Source organism: Sinorhizobium sp. NFACC03 (genome assembly GCF_900103435.1).
In the GTDB taxonomy this organism is placed as follows: Bacteria; Pseudomonadota; Alphaproteobacteria; order Rhizobiales; family Rhizobiaceae; genus Ensifer.
Map to the genome: position 1 here is coordinate 1 of NZ_FMXF01000024.1, position 17,959 is coordinate 17,959.

Annotated in this window: 18 protein-coding genes and 2 pseudogenes; 13 read left to right on the forward strand and 7 right to left on the reverse strand. The window is 59.5% G+C overall.

The features are described 5' to 3' along the window. The 4 genes and pseudogenes from BLU35_RS25080 to BLU35_RS25095 all read left to right on the forward strand — a co-directional run. Positions 1-314: transposase (locus BLU35_RS25080; protein ID WP_143032985.1), on the forward strand; the 314-nt coding region annotated here is incomplete at its 5' end. Positions 315-327: 13 nt separating this feature from the next. Beyond that, positions 328-519, forward strand: a pseudogene (locus BLU35_RS25085) (Tn3 family transposase); the annotation flags it as partial. Between the two features lie 259 nt (positions 520-778). Continuing rightward, on the forward strand, positions 779-2,491 hold the full coding sequence (locus tag BLU35_RS25090; RefSeq protein WP_093234930.1) for an AAA family ATPase: 1,713 nt from the start codon (positions 779-781) through the stop codon (positions 2,489-2,491). After that, positions 2,463-2,666 (forward strand): cold-shock protein, encoded by a 204-nt coding sequence (locus tag BLU35_RS25095; RefSeq protein ID WP_093234931.1) that lies wholly within the window; start codon positions 2,463-2,465, stop codon positions 2,664-2,666. The genes BLU35_RS25090 and BLU35_RS25095 overlap by 29 nt, the downstream gene beginning before the upstream one ends. A gap of 465 nt (positions 2,667-3,131) precedes the next feature. On the opposite strand, the gene BLU35_RS25100 is transcribed toward BLU35_RS25095, so the two are convergent. The 3 genes from BLU35_RS25100 to BLU35_RS25110 form a co-directional block, all read right to left on the reverse strand. Continuing rightward, a complete protein-coding gene (locus BLU35_RS25100; protein WP_093234932.1) occupies positions 3,132-3,422 on the reverse strand; it encodes a hypothetical protein in 291 nt (96 codons plus the stop codon). 82 nt (positions 3,423-3,504) lie between these two features. After that, on the reverse strand, positions 3,505-4,011 hold the full coding sequence (locus BLU35_RS35190; RefSeq protein ID WP_143032986.1) for a hypothetical protein: 507 nt from the start codon (positions 4,009-4,011) through the stop codon (positions 3,505-3,507). Between the two features lie 91 nt (positions 4,012-4,102). Further along, positions 4,103-4,519, reverse strand: coding sequence for a hypothetical protein (locus tag BLU35_RS25110; protein WP_093234934.1), 417 nt, complete (start codon positions 4,517-4,519; stop codon positions 4,103-4,105). 169 nt (positions 4,520-4,688) lie between these two features. Between BLU35_RS25110 and BLU35_RS25115 the strand changes: the two genes are divergently transcribed. From BLU35_RS25115 to BLU35_RS36295, 6 genes and pseudogenes are all read left to right on the forward strand, one after another. Further along, positions 4,689-4,880 (forward strand): hypothetical protein, encoded by a 192-nt coding sequence (locus tag BLU35_RS25115; protein WP_093234935.1) that lies wholly within the window; start codon positions 4,689-4,691, stop codon positions 4,878-4,880. A 457-nt stretch (positions 4,881-5,337) separates the two neighbouring features. Beyond that, the gene (locus BLU35_RS25125; protein ID WP_143032987.1) at positions 5,338-5,781 is read left to right on the forward strand and encodes a hypothetical protein; all 444 of its coding nucleotides are present in this window, start codon (positions 5,338-5,340) and stop codon (positions 5,779-5,781) included. Between the two features lie 368 nt (positions 5,782-6,149). Further along, positions 6,150-8,018 (forward strand): adenylate/guanylate cyclase domain-containing protein, encoded by a 1,869-nt coding sequence (locus BLU35_RS25130; RefSeq protein ID WP_093235003.1) that lies wholly within the window; start codon positions 6,150-6,152, stop codon positions 8,016-8,018. Between the two features lie 629 nt (positions 8,019-8,647). Next, positions 8,648-8,839, forward strand: coding sequence for a hypothetical protein (locus tag BLU35_RS35205; RefSeq protein WP_143032989.1), 192 nt, complete (start codon positions 8,648-8,650; stop codon positions 8,837-8,839). Between the two features lie 124 nt (positions 8,840-8,963). Then, positions 8,964-9,788, forward strand: a complete 825-nt coding sequence (locus tag BLU35_RS25140) for a class I SAM-dependent methyltransferase (protein WP_176907423.1) — start codon at positions 8,964-8,966, stop codon at positions 9,786-9,788. Positions 9,789-9,860: 72 nt separating this feature from the next. Then, positions 9,861-10,063: pseudogene (locus BLU35_RS36295) on the forward strand (ISL3 family transposase); the annotation flags it as partial. Positions 10,064-10,543: 480 nt separating this feature from the next. On the opposite strand, the gene BLU35_RS25150 reads toward BLU35_RS36295, so the two are convergent. Together BLU35_RS25150 and BLU35_RS25155 are read right to left on the reverse strand one after the other, a co-directional pair. Beyond that, complete coding sequence (locus BLU35_RS25150) at positions 10,544-11,776, reverse strand: flavin-containing monooxygenase (RefSeq protein ID WP_093234939.1); 1,233 nt, start codon at positions 11,774-11,776, stop codon at positions 10,544-10,546. Positions 11,777-12,126: 350 nt separating this feature from the next. Further along, entirely contained in the window at positions 12,127-13,158 is a 1,032-nt protein-coding gene (locus BLU35_RS25155) for a GlxA family transcriptional regulator (RefSeq protein WP_093234940.1), read from the reverse strand. An 88-nt stretch (positions 13,159-13,246) separates the two neighbouring features. On the opposite strand from BLU35_RS25155, the gene BLU35_RS25160 reads away from it, so the two are divergent. After that, positions 13,247-14,623 (forward strand): FAD-binding oxidoreductase, encoded by a 1,377-nt coding sequence (locus BLU35_RS25160; RefSeq protein ID WP_093234941.1) that lies wholly within the window; start codon positions 13,247-13,249, stop codon positions 14,621-14,623. Between the two features lie 299 nt (positions 14,624-14,922). On the opposite strand, the gene BLU35_RS25165 is transcribed toward BLU35_RS25160, so the two are convergent. Both BLU35_RS25165 and BLU35_RS25170 read right to left on the reverse strand, forming a co-directional pair. Further along, on the reverse strand, positions 14,923-15,540 hold the full coding sequence (locus BLU35_RS25165; protein ID WP_093234942.1) for an RES family NAD+ phosphorylase: 618 nt from the start codon (positions 15,538-15,540) through the stop codon (positions 14,923-14,925). Next, positions 15,541-16,215 carry an XRE family transcriptional regulator gene (locus tag BLU35_RS25170; protein WP_093234943.1) on the reverse strand — a complete coding sequence of 225 codons (675 nt, stop codon included), beginning with the start codon at positions 16,213-16,215 and terminating at the stop codon, positions 15,541-15,543. Between the two features lie 587 nt (positions 16,216-16,802). Here BLU35_RS25170 and BLU35_RS25175 point away from each other — a divergent pair. Both BLU35_RS25175 and BLU35_RS25180 read left to right on the forward strand, forming a co-directional pair. After that, complete coding sequence (locus tag BLU35_RS25175) at positions 16,803-17,426, forward strand: LuxR C-terminal-related transcriptional regulator (RefSeq protein ID WP_093234944.1); 624 nt, start codon at positions 16,803-16,805, stop codon at positions 17,424-17,426. 114 nt (positions 17,427-17,540) lie between these two features. Beyond that, positions 17,541-17,957: a hypothetical protein gene (locus BLU35_RS25180; protein ID WP_093234945.1), complete on the forward strand. Its 417-nt coding sequence runs from the start codon at positions 17,541-17,543 to the stop codon at positions 17,955-17,957. Positions 17,958-17,959: the final 2 nt, after the last annotated feature.

Here is a 17,959-nt window from a genome sequence, read left to right on the forward strand (position 1 = left end):
GTGCCGAAGCCGACGCGCTGACGGATGAGCTTGGCGAGGGGGACATCCTGCTGGCCGACAAGGGTTATGACACGAATGCCATTCGGGCTAAGGCCGCCGAGCGAAAGGCCTGGGCCAACATCCCGCCGAAGAGTAATCGCAAGGGCTCTTTCGTGTTTTCGCGCTGGGTCTATCGGCAACGCAATCTCGTGGAACGGTTCTTCAACAGGATCAAGCAGTTCCGAGGCATCGCAACCCGATATGACAAACGCCCGGAAAACTACCTCGCCGCCGTAAAGCTCGTCGCAACAAGAATATGGTGCCAAAGTTTATGAGTCGACGCCGTAAGATTTGCGCAAGCTCGTGGGTGGCAAAATCCGCGACGAACTGATCGTTGCGAACTGGCCTGATCTCTTCCGCTGTGCCGCCACTATGGCCGCAGGCAAGATCAGGCCGAGCCAGTTGCTGCGCAAACTTGCTTCATACCCGCGCCAAAACGATCTGGCGGTGGCGCTGCGATCTCCCGTCCGCTGGAAGCGCCGATCCACAAAAGCCCATAGCTCAGAGAATGCCGACCGCGGGTTCCTGCATGAGAGGCTTTCGTACGCCTGACGGCACCCGAAACCCTTCACCATTTCGGCCGTTGACTAATCATGGCGGCCGCTCGAAAGCGGACACCGAACAACTGGACGAGGTGGCAGCTTCGCGCGATGTGTGGCCATGACCTTTCTCGCGAAGTCGCCGGTAGTTTTTGTGCGACGCGCGGCCGTGGTATGCTCGCCGACGCGAGGTAGTTGTCATGTCGGATATCACCGCTTGGCTGGCCCGCCTCGGGTTGGGCAAGTACATAGAAGCGTTCACCGCGAACGAAGTCGATTTCGATGCGCTTCGGCACCTCACCGAGGAAAACCTGAGAGAGCTGGGTTTGCCCGTCGGCCCGCGCCGGAAGGTTCTTGCGGCGATTGCGGCGCTGAATACCGACACGCTGTCGCCACCGAGTTCCGTGTCGGCCCCAGCTCCGCCCAGACACGAAGCCGAGCGCCGGCAGTTGACCGTCATGTTCATCGATCTCGTTGGTTCGACCGAGCTGTCACAGCGACTCGACCCGGAGGAAATGCGCGACGTCTTCCATGCGTACCAAAGTGCCGTGTCTGCGGAGATCGCACGCTACGAGGGGTATGTTGCAAAGTTCATGGGCGATGGCGTGCTTGCCTATTTTGGTTGGCCGAGCGCGCATGAAGACGATGCTGAACGGGCCGTGCGGGCAGGCCTTGCGGCGGCGACGGCGACCGCCAGCCTAACGCCCGGATCGTTGGACCAACCACTTGCGGCACGTATTGGCATTGCCACCGGTCTGGTCGTGGTCGGAGACCTGATTGGTGAAGGATCCGCACAGGAGCAGGCCGTCGTCGGCGAGACGCCCAACCTCGCGGCTCGCCTGCAGGCCCTGGCCGAGCCAAACGCCGTCGTGATCGCTGGCGGTACACATCGGCTGGTTATTGGATTGTTTGAGCTGATCGAACTCGGTCTTCAGGAGCTGAAGGGCTACGCAACAGCCGTCCCGGCGTGGCGGGTCATCGGCGAGGCCGATACCGAGGGACGTTTCGATGCGTCGCATGGCGTCTCGACACCGCTCGTGGGCCGATCCAAGGAACTCGATCTACTGCTTCAATGCTGGCAGCAGGTTCGGACAGGAAGTGGCCACGCCGTGGTTCTGTCGGGCGAGCCCGGCATTGGCAAGTCGCGGTTAGCTGCCGCACTGGAAGAGCGATTGAGGGCCGAGCCGCACGCAAGGTTGCGCTACTTCTGTTCCCCATACCACACAAACAGCGCGCTCTACCCGGTGATCGAGCAGCTTAGTCGCGCTGCCGGGCTTCGGCTAGGCGACAGCACGAGTGCCAAGCTCGACAAGCTTGAGGCGCTAGTGCTCCAATCGGCCCCAGACCTGAGTGAAGCAGGACCGCTTTTGGCCTCCCTGCTTTCGATCGACTTCGCTAACCGCTATTCACCGATCCAACTGACGCCGCAAGCGCAGAAGGCCCGTACTCTAGGGGTGCTCATCGAGCAACTTGAGAGGATCGCGGCCCGCCAGCCTGTTTTGCTCGTTGTCGAAGATATGCACTGGATCGACCAGACGACGAGCGAATGGCTCGCCCTGCTGGTCGAACGCCTGCCAGACCTCCCTGTGCTTCTCGTCGTCACCTTCCGGCCCGAGGTCCATCCACCTTGGCTGAAACAGTCGCATGTGACGGCCGTCTCGCTCGCCAGCCTCGGACGAGATGAAGGTGAGGCGATCATACGACGCCTAACAGGAGGCAGGAGCCTACCTTCGGAGGTCACCAACCACATCCTGGCCAAAACCGAAGGCATACCGCTATTTGTCGAGGAGCTGACCAAGACGGTTCTTGAGTCGGATTTCCTCGTCGACGCTGGTGATCACTATCAGTTGTCGCGTGCAACCTGCTCAACTGACGAGGACGTCAATGGCGGTTGGTACTGTGAAGTTTTTTAATCAGGACAAGGGTTACGGCTTCATCTCTCCGGAGACCGGTGGAACGGACGTGTTTGTCCATATGTCAGCGGTGGCCACCGAGAGGCCGCTGCAAGAAGGCCAAAAGGTCAGCTACGAGATTGGCCAGGACCGCAAGACTGGAAAGTCGAGAGCCGAAAACGTCAGGTCAGTCTGAACCGCGTCATCGCTGCGCAAAGCTCAGTTGTTCGGGCGAGAGACTGGCAACAGAGCCATCGCGGTGCCCAACAGATGACCGCTTGGCGACCAGCCTTGCAGTCAGGGCGCCAGGCACTCTTCACAGATCCCACAGCCGTCTGTGTCCATGCTCGTCACTCGGCGCTGCTCTTGACAACAGACGCAACTGACGGTGTTCCGAGAGCTTCTGTCGAACCTGGGCGATATGGTTTCGATTGATGGCCGCAGATAGCTCGAACGTCCGTCGGTTTGGAACAGCCTGCCCCGCCCCCGTTTTCGGGGATGAACTCCAAGCAGTCTGGATGGAATTTACGGTTCATAGAGAGCCCGGCTTCACACAATCGGAGGCAGGATTTAGTGCAGCCGTTACCTTCAAGCCCCACCCGTCGGTCCCGACGGAGCGGTGGACCAGAGACGAAAGTTCACGTGGCTATTCCGTCAGCGCTCAAGAATCACCTTCCAGCATGATCCGCAACGCGCGAATGATCTCCGCGGCATCGAGAAGAGTATCCCTCGCGTCTTCAGGTGAAAGGTCTCGGGCCCGCGACGATGCTATTTGCAAATCGATCAGCACGTCTCGTGCACGACGACTACCCGCGATTTCCGTTTGCCCACGCAGATCGCGGATAGTGTCGACGGACCGGTCAAGAAGACGGCTCATCTCACGCGCGGTCAGCTTCTCTACCTCGTTGGCGGCTCTGATCAATTCGCAGATGAAGGCGTGAATGGAAGACATGGCGGGAAGTGGTCTTGCTATGTCACTTGAATGTTACGTTGGCGAGAGGGGGCCGAATTTGATCAAGGGCGAGCCGCTCAGATCACGAGGTGTCAAACCGCTTCAACAATCTTTCAAGCTGCTCGTTCTGCAATCGCAGCTTTTCCGAGAGCTGCCGTCTGAGCTGCCGGACCTCTTCATCCAAAGCAGCAACTTGCTCGGATAAGCTCGGCGTCGGACGCACAGCGACTGGCGCTTCTTTGGGCTCAATCGCGTCAACCACAGCAACGGGTTTCGCGCTTGTCATCCTGGCGCGCCGCTGCACTGTCTTCGGTTGCGTCGACGGTGCGCGTCCAGCGCGTGAGGGCTCGTTGCGACCGATAGGTTCCTCAACAACGGGAGCTGTTTCGAGTAAACGATTGTTTGCCGATTCATTCGCCACGGTATCCGCCGAGGTAACGGCCTCATCAAGCGGGGCTACTGGCGTTTCGACAATCGGGGCCGGGAGTTCTTCCGGTTTCTTGGTCTCGATCCCGGGCGCGCTTTTTGCTTGCCCGGTGGCTGTCCCTCGAGACGCCAGATCAAGCAGAAACTTCCATGGTGATTTCATAATGCCTCGTCACCCCGGGCGTTGGCGGCCCGGTCCTTGAGATGGGATGACGAAGGCCGATCGCCGAAGCGATCGACCTCTCGCGGAATTCTCAGGCAAGCCCGAGCCGTTTGCGGAGATCGGCATTCTCCGTCCGCAGTTTTTCAGCCAGCGTCTTGCGCAGCCGCGCATTCTCTTCTTCGAGCTGCAGAAGATCGGCGATTTCGTCCAGGGCGGAAACCGGCGCTTCTGCGGACGATGTTGATGCAGAGCGCTTTCCGGTGGCTTTCGCAACGCCCTTGGCCCGGGTCTTGGAAACGGCCGAAGACGGCTCGGCGACCTTCAGGTCAGCCGGCTTTTCCTTGGGCTTCCTGCCTCTCTTGACCTTCGGCGCACTTGCCTCTTGCGAGGCCACGTCCGAAGCAACCTTCTTCGCCCGCGGGCCGCGCTTCTTCGGCGCTGCCACCTCTACCGGCTTGGTTGATTCGGCCACGACAGCGCTGTCGTCCGGCTTGATCTCGTCTGCCATGAGTTTCTTTCCTTCTCTAAGCCTGCATACTTTTCCGATGGGTGGAGCGCAGTGTCAATGATTGCACTGGCCAACGCCGGGCATCGGCAATATCGGTGCTACATTGCGTGGCGCTGTTGCAGACGAACGACCCTGCGCCAGCGCGCATGCGAGAGCGAATGGAAGACAGATGACGAACCGCAAAGACATCGCCGATCGTGTTAGTGCCAAGTGGCGCGATTTCGGTTTTCCGATGGACGATCACCCCGAATTCCAGGCCCTTTTAAAACTCTGGATCAATGGTGACGTATCCATTGACGATATCCGGCGTCGATATGTGAAATTACTCCAGCAGCGCATCCGTAAAGGCAAGCCCGAGTAACCGCGACTGACATCCGCTTTGCCGCTGCCCGCTTCCGTCGGGCGCAGATAACGGAAAGCGCTCTGATCAAACTGGCACCGGCCCGGCGGGGCCGGAATGACGCGCGGTTTCGGCGCATTGGCGTCGGGGCTTCGCCGAACAGGGTCGCTCGTTGGCCCCGTCGAGATGCTATCCTTATGTTGCGGAACCTCCCGCCGCATACGCAGTTCCTTCTCAAGCCATCGCAAGGAGGAAAACCATGGCCAAAGATGATGAGGCGAACGCGGACCTGACCTAGACACCTTCGCAGCAGTCCGAAGGTGTCCGAAAGGCCGCTCAGACCGCAACGGAAACCATAAAAAGGGAAACGCGTGCCGTCGCCAACGCCGCGGCCGACCCCCCCACACAGTCACAAGCTTAAGCGTTCTTCTCGGGGCTCTCGCTTTTACCATTGGCTATGTTATGGGCCGATCGTCGGTTGACACGAGGCGGAGCCATTGGTGGTGAGCAGCGCCAGAACGAGAGAACCATCGCCGGTGTGGCGCGTGATCCCTTGCACCGTATTGCGCGACATATGGAGTTCCCAGACGATCTTCTTCACCGACCAGCCCTGCACATGGAAGGCCCGTCGAACACGCTCAATCGTATCCGCAGCGCCGATCCCAATTCAGCGCGAAACTTCGAACTCGTTGTGGCTCGATGCGGACGCGACGGTCGGGGCGAACCCGGTGGCCGCTATTTTGTCACCAGCACCGGCCGAACCGTAATCCGGGATTGCGCCCTTCATGCCCTTCGGCGTGAAGGGTATAGCCGTTTCGATGACGTCACCGTGATCTCGGACGGCGCCGAAATCCTCAAGCGGCTGCCCCGGGCGATGCCGAAGCCGACAGCCCACATCACCGACTGGTCCACCTCGCCATGAAGATCCAACCCATGCATCAGATCGACCGCTACCCCCCTCCGCCAGACGGGGTCTCCTTGCCGCTTACCGTCATTTCCGCATCGTTGGCGTCGATCGTCGAAACCGAGGCCTCCAGGTCGCCAACGCGGTTGAGTCCTGCGAGACCGACAAAAGCCCCAGCGATGCTCTTTCCGGCGGAGTCGACAACGACCTAGTCCCAACGAGGCAATCGACGAACTGATTCAATCTGCTCAAGGTCTGCAGAATCGCCGCTTGGCGATGTTCATGGAGCGTTGCGGATTCGAAATTCATTCATTAGCCATACGTGAAATACACGGCGAGGTCATGTACTATGTTCGGCGGGAAAATTCATGTTGGGGGACGAAGACATGGAGCGCAGATTATCTGCAATTCTGGCCGCCGACGTGGTCGGATACTCCGCACTGATGGAGCAAGACGAAGCGGCGACCTTTGAACACCTTCGAACCCGACGCACCGAGCTGTTCGAACCAGAGATTGCGCGGCATCATGGGCGGATCTTCAAGCTCATGGGCGATGGGCTCCTCGCGGAGTTTGGAAGCGTTGTCGACGCTGTTGAATGTGCCGTGTCTCTCCAGCGCGGAATGGCAGAGCGCAATACTGCTGTCCCCGAAGAGGACCGATTTGACGTCCGGATCGGCATCAACATCGGAGAAGTAATCGTTGAAGGCGACGACCGGTATGGAGACGGCGTCAACATCGCGGCTAGGCTGGAGCAGCTCGCGCATCCAGGCGGCATTTGTGTTTCAGGTAAGGTGGCAAAGGAGGTCGAGAAAAAGCTTGCGTTTGGCTTCGACTCCGCTGGGCGACAGAAGGTCAAGAACATCGAAGAGGCTATCGACGTCTACCACGTGCGCATCGATGCGCAGCCACACCGACGCGTTCTGCACAAGCACCAGAGCAGGCGGCTATGGTGGTCACTTGGAGTCCCGGCAACCATCATGGCGGCAATGGTGGCGCTATGGGTGACGCTGTACAATCCAGTGACAATGTTCTCTCCAATGTTCTCTCCTGGGCAATCCAGTACGATCCCGACTGTCGCCGTGCTTCCCTTCAAGGATCTGAGTGCCGACAAGAGCCTAGGGTATTTAGGAGAAGGACTAGCGAACGACGTTATTGCTATCCTTTCGCGCTTTTCTGACATTGCAGTGGTATCGCGAACCTCGTCCTTTGCCTACCAAGGCAAGGAAGGTGACATCCGCCAGATCGGGAAGGAACTGAGCGTTGGCTATGTCGTCGAGGGAAGCGTACGCAAGGAAGGCGATAGGCTCCGCGTTGTTGCCCAATTGATCAACGCCAACACGGGCGACCATGTCTGGGCAGACCGCTTCGACAAGGCCGGAACCGATCCGTGGGCGCTTCAGGATGAGCTGACCGGCAAAATCGTCGGGGCGATGACCGGCGAATTCGGAGCCATTCGCAAAGCTGATTACAGTCAGGCTTGGGGCAAGGACAGCACCAATCTGGCCGAATACGACTACTACCTGCGTTCGGAAAGCCAGTTGAACCTTTACACGAAAGAAGGTCTCGATCGATCAGCTGAAATTTCCCGGCAGGGTCTACAGGTGTTTCCTGGCTCCCCGCTGCTGACCGTGGAGCTGGGGTGGGCTCACTGGTTAAAGGTAGGACTGCTCTACAGTTCTGATCCCCAGGCTGACCTTCGGGAGGCAGAGCTGCGGGTTAACCAGGTCCTCGCCGACAAGAACCTAAGCCCGCAGGTAACGAGATTGGCAAACTGGCTCAACGCTTGGCTCCTGACGCTCAAGCGGGACCATGACGGCGCTGTTGCCTCAATGAACAGGGCCATCGCCGCTGCACCCTATAATGCGTTCACCCTCACCGATGCTGGAAGTATCCTTCTGCAGGCCGGTCAGCCAGAAAAGGCGCTGGAACTGACCGACGCTGCTGCTGCGCGGGACCCCGGACTGTCCTGGTTCTTTAACTACGTAAGAGGTTTCATCTATATCGTGCTGGGCAAGAACGAAGAGGCCGTCGAGGTACTGAAGGCCACGGAATTTGCCGACGCTCCGTTGCAGCTAGCCATCGCCTACATGCGACTTGGACGCGAAGCAGAGGCCCGTGCTGCCGTTGAGAAGATGCTGAAGGCAGCTCCGACTGCGACGGTCCAGTCGTGGCGTCAGGCCTGGAACTTCCGAGATCCTTCGATCCTCGATCGGGCCGGCGCTGATCTTGCGCGCGCCGGCCTTCCGCCGAAATAGGTAACAGGCACCCTCGACGCGCCTGCTTTCCACCCACGGGACATGGCTTGGCGGGCAGCGGCCAATGGTCATCTGGGCCGCATAGAGGAGGCGCGCCAATGCGCCGAAACATTCGTGCGGTCTGTCCGGAGCTACTGGCGCGGCGACCCGTCGGCAGGTTCAAGCGAATACGTGAACTGGCTCGTGGATGTCTCGTATTTGCAACGGGAGGTGGACATGGAACGATTGCGTGAAGGCTTGCGTCGCGCCGGGTTGCCAGCCTGAGGATCACTCTCTGGCCGCTCATTGTGGCAAACAGGTCATTCCGCCAGCCATCCCATAATATGCGCGAAGCATGGCATTGAGTTCGTCGATTAAACAGAGCGGCGACCAACGACCGGGGAGGCGCAGAGGCGCACTGACAGGATGCCTGCGTAGGACTGAAATGGGACCGTGCCGATCAGGATGCCCCCGAGCCGGGACAGCCCCCGGACCCAACGCCGGGTCCATGATATGGCTGCGTCTGAGTAGATCGAAGAGGCTAAATCAACTTCGCACAGCTGTGTTCGTAGGTGTGGCCTCATGAATCTGCTGGGCCAGTATCATCGCTTTGGCCGATGCCACAATTGTTGCGATCAGCGGCGTCGCTGATGAGCGATTTTGAGCGCCGGTTCTCTGCGCAACTGATCGTTGCGCAAATTCGAAGAGTTGATCAGGCAGTGACTGCACTTTGCCAGCTTTTCGCCGAACTCCTTCATGCTATGTTCGACATCGCCGACACCCGCGCTGCCAGCGGCTCGACTTTCGCACGCAAAAGCGCCTCGCGCGCGCATATCGGCTAGGAACGCATCCTTCGCCAGCCGACAGTTTTCATAGCGGTAGACCTCGAACCCCAGGAAAAATAGGTCAGAGCTCATTTAGCGTTTCATGCTATATAAGCTTCCTGCTCAGCGACAGGGGAATGATATGGAGAGCGCTCGCGATCCAACAGCTTTCCGAGAATTTGAACATTCCGGTTGGGAAGAGGTCAGCGAAGGATACGAACAGCATTTTGGGCGCCTAACCAGGCAGACAGTGCCCGCTATTTTGGCAGCCGCACGCATCGATAAGGGAATGCAGGTGCTCGATGTCTGCACCGGCCCTGGAATGCTAGCACAGGCCGCGATGGAGCGGGGGGCGCAAGTCGTCGGTCTCGACTTTTCAAGAAAGGTCATCGAAATCGCCGAGCGCAATGTGCCGAGCGTCGAGTTTCAAGAAGGTGACGCACAGGCGTTGCCATTTAATCCAGAGAGCTTCGATAGCGTGATCTGTGGTTACGGCATCATCCATGTTCCGGATCCCCGGAGGGCACTTTCCGAAATGCACCGCGTGCTGAGGCCCACAGGGTATCTCGCCGTCAGCGTTTGGGAAGCGCCAAAGCCGACCAACGGCTTCGGCGTGCTCTTCGGCGCCATCAAGACGCATGGCAATCTTGACGTCCCCCTGCCCCACGGTCCAGATTTCTTTCAATTCAGTGAGCTTCAGAAATTGAGCGCCGCGTTTGAAGATGTCGGGTTTGCGGATGTGCGCGTCAAGATCGTGGATCAGTTCTGGGAAGTAGGCGAGCCGTCGGGTTTGGTAACGGCGATTCTCGAAGGCGGAGTGCGGGCCCGCGCGTTATTGCTGGCTCAAACCCAAGACGTGCGCGACGCCATCTCCGCTACGGTCGCAAATGGCATGGAGCAATTTCACTCCGCCGATGGGTCTTATCGAGTGCCGATGCCGGCCCTCGTGGGCTCAGGGAGGAAGTGATCTCTTACCTCCATTTACGGTTTGTGACCAAGCACAGGTCGAATTTGCTCCGACTGCCGCCATACCAGGAGGCCGTTTGCGCGGGGCGCGCGGATCCTGCACCTTGACGTCGACGCCATCCGCAACACCATCGAACTATCCTTGAGCAGCGGCCAGACGGAAGACCAGCTCAACCGCCTGAGACGATCAAACGCGCGATGTATGGCAGAGCAGGCCCGGAACTCCTCAGAGCACGCATGCTGCCGCTCAACAACGCTCCTCATCACGCAAAGTGAGGAAGACCTATTTAATGTGAGATTCGCCGCATCTTGGTTATAGGCTAAGCTTCGACGTGATCCCTCGGGGGCTTCATTCCCAAGAGATCTGGCGGCCGAGACCTCAGCCTATAGCGCGGCGATCAGGGGTTCTTCCGCAATTTTGGTGCAGGGTCGTGCTGTCATCGCTCATGCTGAACCAGCACTGGTGGCGATCTCCCTCAAGCCCGGGCCAGCACCTTGCTTTTCAGGAGGCTGTATCCCGAGCGCCCGTACATCTGGCGCTTGATCATTTCGAGGCGGTTGATTTGCCCCTCAACCGGGTGGTGACTGGTCTTTCGCTATGTGTAGTGCATCGCGCCGTCGAAATGCAGATCGAACCCCATGCCTGTATTTTCGGCGGGCGCACCTTTTAGAAGAAACGGGAAGCGATTACCCCCTGGATTCCGTGTGTCACGCGCGGCTGCCCGGAGCATGGTGGCTACTCGGCACCCGTATCGGTTAACTCGCCGATCTCCTCGCGAGATGGTTCACCAAACGTGCTGCTTCCTCTGCAACCCCCGCTATGATTCCCGATTTCCGTGTCGAGGCAAAATCGAGGCCGGAAAAATATAATCCGGGAACGAACCCGATCCCGTCCTGGTGAATAGGCTCGCCGCCGCCGTCGATGGTGTCCGGGATTTTGATCCATCGGAAATCGCCTCGGAAGCCTGTGCACCAGATTACCGACGTTATGCCACTCGTCGCCAATTCGATTGAGAGAATTGGTGGATCGACGAGGTTTGGAGCGATTATCTCGGCAGGATCATCCTCGGCAGGCGGCGCGTTCAGCCCGGCGCGCCCGATGTAAGCGTCAATAAAGCGCTTGACGTTGGCTGAGCTCTCGTCAGCAAAACGTATATGCTCATCAAGGTTGTCGCCGAATACCAGGCTGCCATTCTCAACACCCAAGAAGCGACCAAGCAACACGGCACCCTGGGCGCTCAGCGACTGCAGGCTGATCGTATGAGTGGCACCAAGCAGGCCTCGCGCCGGCAGCTTCCCGGAAGGTAGAACGAATTCTTGGCGCGGCAAGTCGAGAAAGCCCGATAGGGTCATCCAATTGAACATGTCGCCGCCGCGATAATGGCGGACCAGACGGCCGGCGCGGCTCGTCGCCAGAAAGACCGAGCGCCCCGCAAGCACCAGGTCCTCGGCAATCTGACCGCCCGACTGGCCGCTGCCGACCACCAAAACAGCACCTTGCTCCAGGTCGGCGGCATTACGATAGGCCGAGGAATCGAGTTGGCGAACTGTTATCGGCAGCTCCGCCGACGCAGGCGGCCGCTTCGGACAATTCAGGCTGCCGCTGGCGATCACGACGTTGCGGGCCCGAAGCACACCGCGTGGCGTCGCCACGAGAAAGAGTCCGTTATCTCTAGACAGTTCTTCTACCGGAGTTTTGGTTATCACCGGCAACTGATGCCGCGCGGCATAGTTCTCGAGATAGGAGACGAATTGGTGCTGCGTGCTGGCACCCCAGGGGTCAGGCACGTCAGGGGGATCACCGGGCAACAGCGAGCGGATGTTCGGCGAGTTCAGGTGGAAGGAGTCCCAGCGTTGGGTCCGCCACGTTTCGCCAATGCGGCCCTGTTCAAGCACCTGATGATCGCGCCCTTGCTGCTTGAGAAAATAGCTGACCCCGAGCCCGGCCGAACCCGCTCCTATGACAACGACATCAAGCGTCCCCGCCATGGACCCACCCCTCCCCAAAGAGACCGCCTCGCAGGCGCCGAAACGTGAGGACCTGGGGCAGCGTTCAGGCGCACCCTACTGGCCGTTTGTTCCGCCATCTGCGTTCCCCCCCGGATATGCTTTGACACACGGATGGCCCCGACCGCTCGATAGTCGGCGAATGAACGATCACGTTCAAAGTAACATGGATGGCGATCAACGCTAAGGACGAAGGGTCGTGCGCATCGTGCGCCGGGGGGCGGCCGCATCGCAAATGTGAAGCAGGCAGAACGTCAGGAGCCGCTGAATGCAGGAAACGCGCTGCTACCGCTAGGCTCGACACAGAACGACCAGCTTCGACTCATGTCTCCCTATTTGTGCTTTAGTGCCCTGCGCAAGGAGCCAAACCGTAGCCGATAACTCCCGGGAGTCAGGCCCGTCTCACGGCGGAACAGACGGCCGAAGAAGCTCGCATCCTCGTAGCCAACGTCGTTGGCAACGGCCTCGATCGGCAGATCGGTGGTCTCCAGTATCTGCTTGGCTTCCTCGAGACGCAGCGCGTGCACATAGTTGAGAGGAGTCATGCCTGCGGCCTTGGTAAAGCGACGGATGAAAGAGCGTTCCGGAAGGCCGGAAAGTGCGACCATCGCGGCGACCGGCGCGTGAGTCTTGTAGTTCATCGCCAGCCAGTGCTGGCATCTGTTGATCACCACATCGGTTGTCTGCCGGAGGCTCACGAGCGACGCGAATGGCTGCTGTCCCATGTCATGCCATTGCAGCATGTAGACCTTGGCGACTTCCATTGCTTCCTTCAGACCGACAAACCGCGCGATCAGATACAGTGCGAGGTCCTGCCAGCTCGATCCGCCCCCCGCCATGACGATGCGCTGCGCTTCGCCGCTCAGCACGAGAGACCGATCCACTCTCACCCGGACGCCCGGATAGTTGTTGGTGAGCGTCGCGACGTAGCCCCAGTGGATTGTCGCATCACAATTGACGAGCAGCCCGGCTTCGCCGAGCAACACCGCGCCTGAACAGGCGCTGGCCAACATCGCGCCATCTTCGTGCGACCGCTTCAGCCATCTCGCTTCAGGTTCATACTGTCCAGTGACGCTTGCGCCCGGATTGACGAAGAAATCCGGAATGCAGACGATATCAGGGCACGGGCATCCGTTGAAATCATAGTCCGGCTTCACCCGGATGCCATTCGCGGCTTCGAAACTCTCGCGGGATCGGGCAACGATGTAGGGCTGCATGCGCTGTTCGCCGGCTTCGCCGCTTACGATGTAAGACCAGTCCCGGCCCGGTGAAGAGAACAGGTCAAACATGCCGAACAACGCCGAAGCGGTGACCTCAGGCACCGCGAGGATGGCAACATTGATGCGGCTCTTTTGATCGAGCATGGCAGAAACGACCGCCTTTCAGCATTTTTGACTTTAGTCCCAAACGTCCGGCGCTACTAGGCTCATACGATGTAGAGGAGGTCTCGACATGACGGATGAAGCACTCCGCAATGAACTGCGCGGCGAACTGCTCGCACCGGGAAGCGCCGCTTACGACGCTGCGCGGGTGGTGTGGAACGGGATGATCGACCGGCGGCCGGCGCTGATCGCCAGATGCCGCAACGCCGCCGACGTCGTCGCGTCGGTAAACCACGCTCGCGCCCGCGGGCTTGCCATTGCCGTTCGCGGTGGCGGACACAATGTCGCCGGCTATGCCGTCTGCGATGGAGGGCTGATGATCGACCTATCTCCGATGAATGCCGTCCGCATCACCTCTGGACTTGACCGGGCGTATGTTGAAGGCGGTGCCACCTGGGGCGACGTCGATGCCGCAACGACGCCTTTCGGACGCGCCACGCCCGGCGGACTGATTTCGATGACGGGTGTTGCGGGGCTTACCTTGTCGGGCGGCATCGGCTGGCTGCGGGGGACCCACGGTCTTAGCTGCGACAATCTCGTTGCCGCCGATGTGGTTACCGCCAGCGGTGTCCTAATCCATGCGAGCGAAACGGAAAACGCCGACCTGCTATGGGCCCTGAAGGGAGGCGGTGGAAACTTCGGCATCGTCGTGAACTTCGAATTTCGGCTACATCCGATCGCCGAAGAGCTGATGTTCTGCGCTCCCGCCTATTCCGAAGAGCGTGCCAACGACATCCTTCCGCAATGGCGTAACTACATGGCCTCGGCACCGGACGAAGTCAGCGGCCTCGCCGAATTTTCCACCATACCCAGTGATCCGGCTTATCCCGAAGAGACATGGGGCAAGCGTGTGCTGACGCTCGCCACAGTCTATGATGGTCCGGCTGAAGAGGGCGAGTGCGTCACCCAGCCTCTGCGCAACATCGGCGAACCGCTACTCGATTTTAGTGGCCGCATGCCATACGGTGTGCTCCAAAGCATCTATGACGGGATTTTTCCCAAGGGTCGCGATCGCTGCTACTGGAAATCGACCTATCTTTCGGGCCTCGACGACGGCGTTATCGCCGATATCACCAAGCGTCTGGCGAAGCGTCCGTCCGAGATGACCTTTGCCTCGATCTGGAAGTTTGGCGGCGCGGTACAACGCATTGCCGCCGATGCCACCGCCTTTGGCGACCGCTCCATGCCCTTCATGCTCAGTCTCGATGCAATCTGGTCCGATCCGGCGGGGGACGATACCAACATCAAGTGGGTTCGCGACGTCTGGCAGGATATGGAGTCCTATTCCACCGGCCGCCTGTATCTGAACTTTCCCGGATTTGGAGAAGGTGAGACTCTGGTTCGCGACGCGTTCGGTGCTGAAACCTATGCGAGGCTTCAGACGGTCAAGCGCGACTACGATCCACACAATCTTTTCCACATGAACCAGAACATTCTGCCGCAATGACGGCTGTTGGCGCATCGTGCCCATTCAGCTCCCGTCGTCTAGCTTCCGCATTCCACCCAAAAGGTCACTTCAAGGATCACCGTTGGGCCGCTTAAAGGATGAGCGCTGCGATTACAGCCTCTTCAAGAAGCTATTGTTGGAAGTCTTCAGGCAATATCTGCGACCTGCTGCTCGTAGTTCCCGACGATACATTATGCGATTATTTTGGGCCACAAAGAGAACAACCTAGGAACACGCCTTGCGTTCACCTCATAAGTGATCGGCACATGGGAGCAAGGCTTTTGGACATCGTGGCGATCTCAGATGTTGTCGACGAGGCTCACGCGAAGATCGTTTATGACGGTGGCAAGGCCTGGTGCTCCAATCAATGGCACCACACGTACCGCCGACAATTTTGGGATGGCGCGGTCAAAGATCGCGAGATTTGTATGTCCATTCAGGCGGGATGGGTAAATTATGCCGTCCGGCATGGATCGGTGCTGATGGAAGGCAAGCGACCACGCCCGCGCAAGAGTTTGGCGAGAAGATTTCGCGACATCTGTTGGCACACCCATCCTGATCGCGTGGTCCGCGCGGAGATCAATAAGACGGAGACCTGCAATTGTCTCGATCTCTGCATAGCGCCGCGTGTAGATCTCCTTCTCCTCGATCGGGAGATCGCCCACAAGACCATCGCGCCTATCACGCAGGACCGCTTCCAGGAAGCAGACCTTGAGTGTGTCGCCCAAATAGACGACGCCAAACCGCCTTCCCGGGTCACGCCGGCGGGGATCACTGAACCGGCTCGGCGTCTTTCCATATCCTAACGGGTCGGGAAAGGCGCTCGCATAGATACGTCCAAATCGACGACCGGCAGGAATGGTTTCGATGTCGAGAAAGGAATTCTCGAAACCCGGAGGCGGCTTGATTGCGGCCATTCAGAGAAAATCACCGCGGGCGACACTCTCAGCCGCTGCAACCACTTCATCGTCCTGACCGCGTTTCAGCGCATCGAGAGCCTTCCGGCCATCCAAAGCGCCATGCGGCGTGACAAGGAAACGATAAACCGCCCATGCACCGCCGAGGATCTCGTGCAGTTTCGGAAGTACGGCATAGGGCCGGCCGTCCCGATCAAGTTGCCATGACGGAAAACGGAAGCCCCGCTTGGCTCCGTCGAGACCAAGAACCTGGCCGTTCTGGCGCTTTGTGTTGACCGTGACACGCGAAACGCCGAGCAGGTCCGCGAACGTTTCGGCGCTCAGCATATCATCCTCCGCGAGAATCTCCGCCACCCGACGCCGGCCGCGCTCCCGTGCAGCAGTCAACGCTGCTTCGAGCTCGTCATCCGGCTCTCGTGCCTCTTCTACCGGAAAAGCATCCTGATGAGACAGTGGTTCTTCTTCAACAACGGAAATCGTCTGCGCTCCGGCCAGCGGATCCACGACGACACGGAAACTGACCTGATGGCCGGCCTTTCGGCTCAGCTTAATCGCCTTTGCGTATTGCCTGATCAACGCCTTCTCGAAATCTGCCTGCCGCGGCAGCTTCATCGAGAGCGCAATGTTGGAAGAACCGTTTCGGGGCTCGTTGGGAACAGTTTTCGTAGTGGTCATGGGCTTCAGCCTCCTGCGCTACAATTTAGGCAAGATGCAGAAGTTCGTCAAGTTTGTAAAGTTCGTAAACATCCAGCAGCATTCGGGCCGTGCAGGTTCGAGTCCTGCCGGGCCCACCATTGCAATCACGAGAAACCCAGCCCCCTGACGGTTCAGTCCGGCAACCACCTGGCGGGCAACGGGCCCGGCGACACCCCAGTCGATCTTGAGATCGCGGCGCATAGGCTCCGCAGCTAGAAGTCTCTGTCCGGCAGCGCCTCCGCTACACCGGCGCGCCGACAGTCGGCGGACACGAACCGTTCGAGCATCTTTCGAAGCTGCGCATTCTCATGTCGCAGCCGTCCCGCCAGGAGCCGCTTTAGTCGGCCGTCTTCGAGCACGGCAAGATCTTCGACCGGAACTTGCTTTGGCGCATCCAGGGTCTTGCTTCGTGGCGGTCAACGGCGCGCCAAAGCCAATGTTTTCGGCCACCGATGGAAATCACCAGCGGCAACCGGGCCACCGCACTAGAACGGCTGTACTAGTGGCGCCCGCATACCCGGTTTGTTACTATAGGTGAAAAGAATCCCGAGAGAGGATGCGGGCGATTGGATGGAGCCGAAACGATAATTGTTGCCGACGACCACCCCGTTTTTCGGGATGGTCTCGGCTCGCTCATCCAGGCGCAAAATCCCGCCGCGACCGTTCACACCTGCGACACGTTCTCGGACGCACTGGCGCTGGCCAGGTCGCTCCCCTCCCCGCCCAGCTTATTCGTCCTCGACCTCTTCTTTCACCGTAAGAGCATCAAGTCTGAGCTGGCGGACTTGCGTCGGGAGTTCCGCCGGGCAGCCATTGTCGTCGTGACCATGTCCGACGACACCGCAACAATCGACGGGGTCATGGCCGCCGGCGTCAACGGCTTCATCAGCAAGTCGGCGCCGCCGCAACAGATTTCTGCAGCCGTCGCTGCGGTGCGGGCCGGCGAAATAGTCGTTCCGTCTCCGGCCAGTGGCCGAGCGCGGGCGGGAGGCATGTCGACCACGCTCAGCGAAAGGCAGCTAGAGGTCCTGCAGCTCATCGCGCAGGGCAAAACAAACAAAGAGATCGCCCAGCACCTCAGCCTTTCGCCGTTTACCGTTCGCCTTCACGTTTCGGCGATGTTCCGAAGCCTCGGCGTGACGACCCGAGCCGCGGCCGTGACCAAAGGCGTTTCTGACGGAATCCTCTGACAGGGCGTCCGCCATTCCCACGAACTCCACCAATCGCGCGGCCGCCAACGGCGACCGCCTGCGATGTCGCAGATCGGGCGCATTGCGCGCCCGTCACCAAGAAAGGATCCACCAATGAAGCGAACTCTCATCGCGGCTGCCGCGATCGCCGCCATCTCGGCGACGCCCGCTCTCGCCAGCACCTGCGCGAGTAATTTCAAAATGGAGGGTGTACCTCTCATCTCCGCGTTGACGTTCCGTAGCGCGCAGACCTTCCCGAAGGTCGCGCCCAAGGCCGCGCTCGCCCAGCTCGCTGCGGCCGTCGCCGCCGAGGGCTTCGACGGTATCGACGTCGACCACCAACTAGGCGCGATATCGGCATTTCAGGAAACAACCGGGACCGGCCAGCCACAGACGCTTCGCATCGTGGTCCGCCGCAGTGGCAAGGGCTCCCGTGTGGATGCGGTCTTCACGGTCCAGCAGGGCCAGGTTACCGGCAAAGACTACATCCGTCAGGCCATGTGCCGAGTCGTTGCGGCTGCCGGTGAATAATC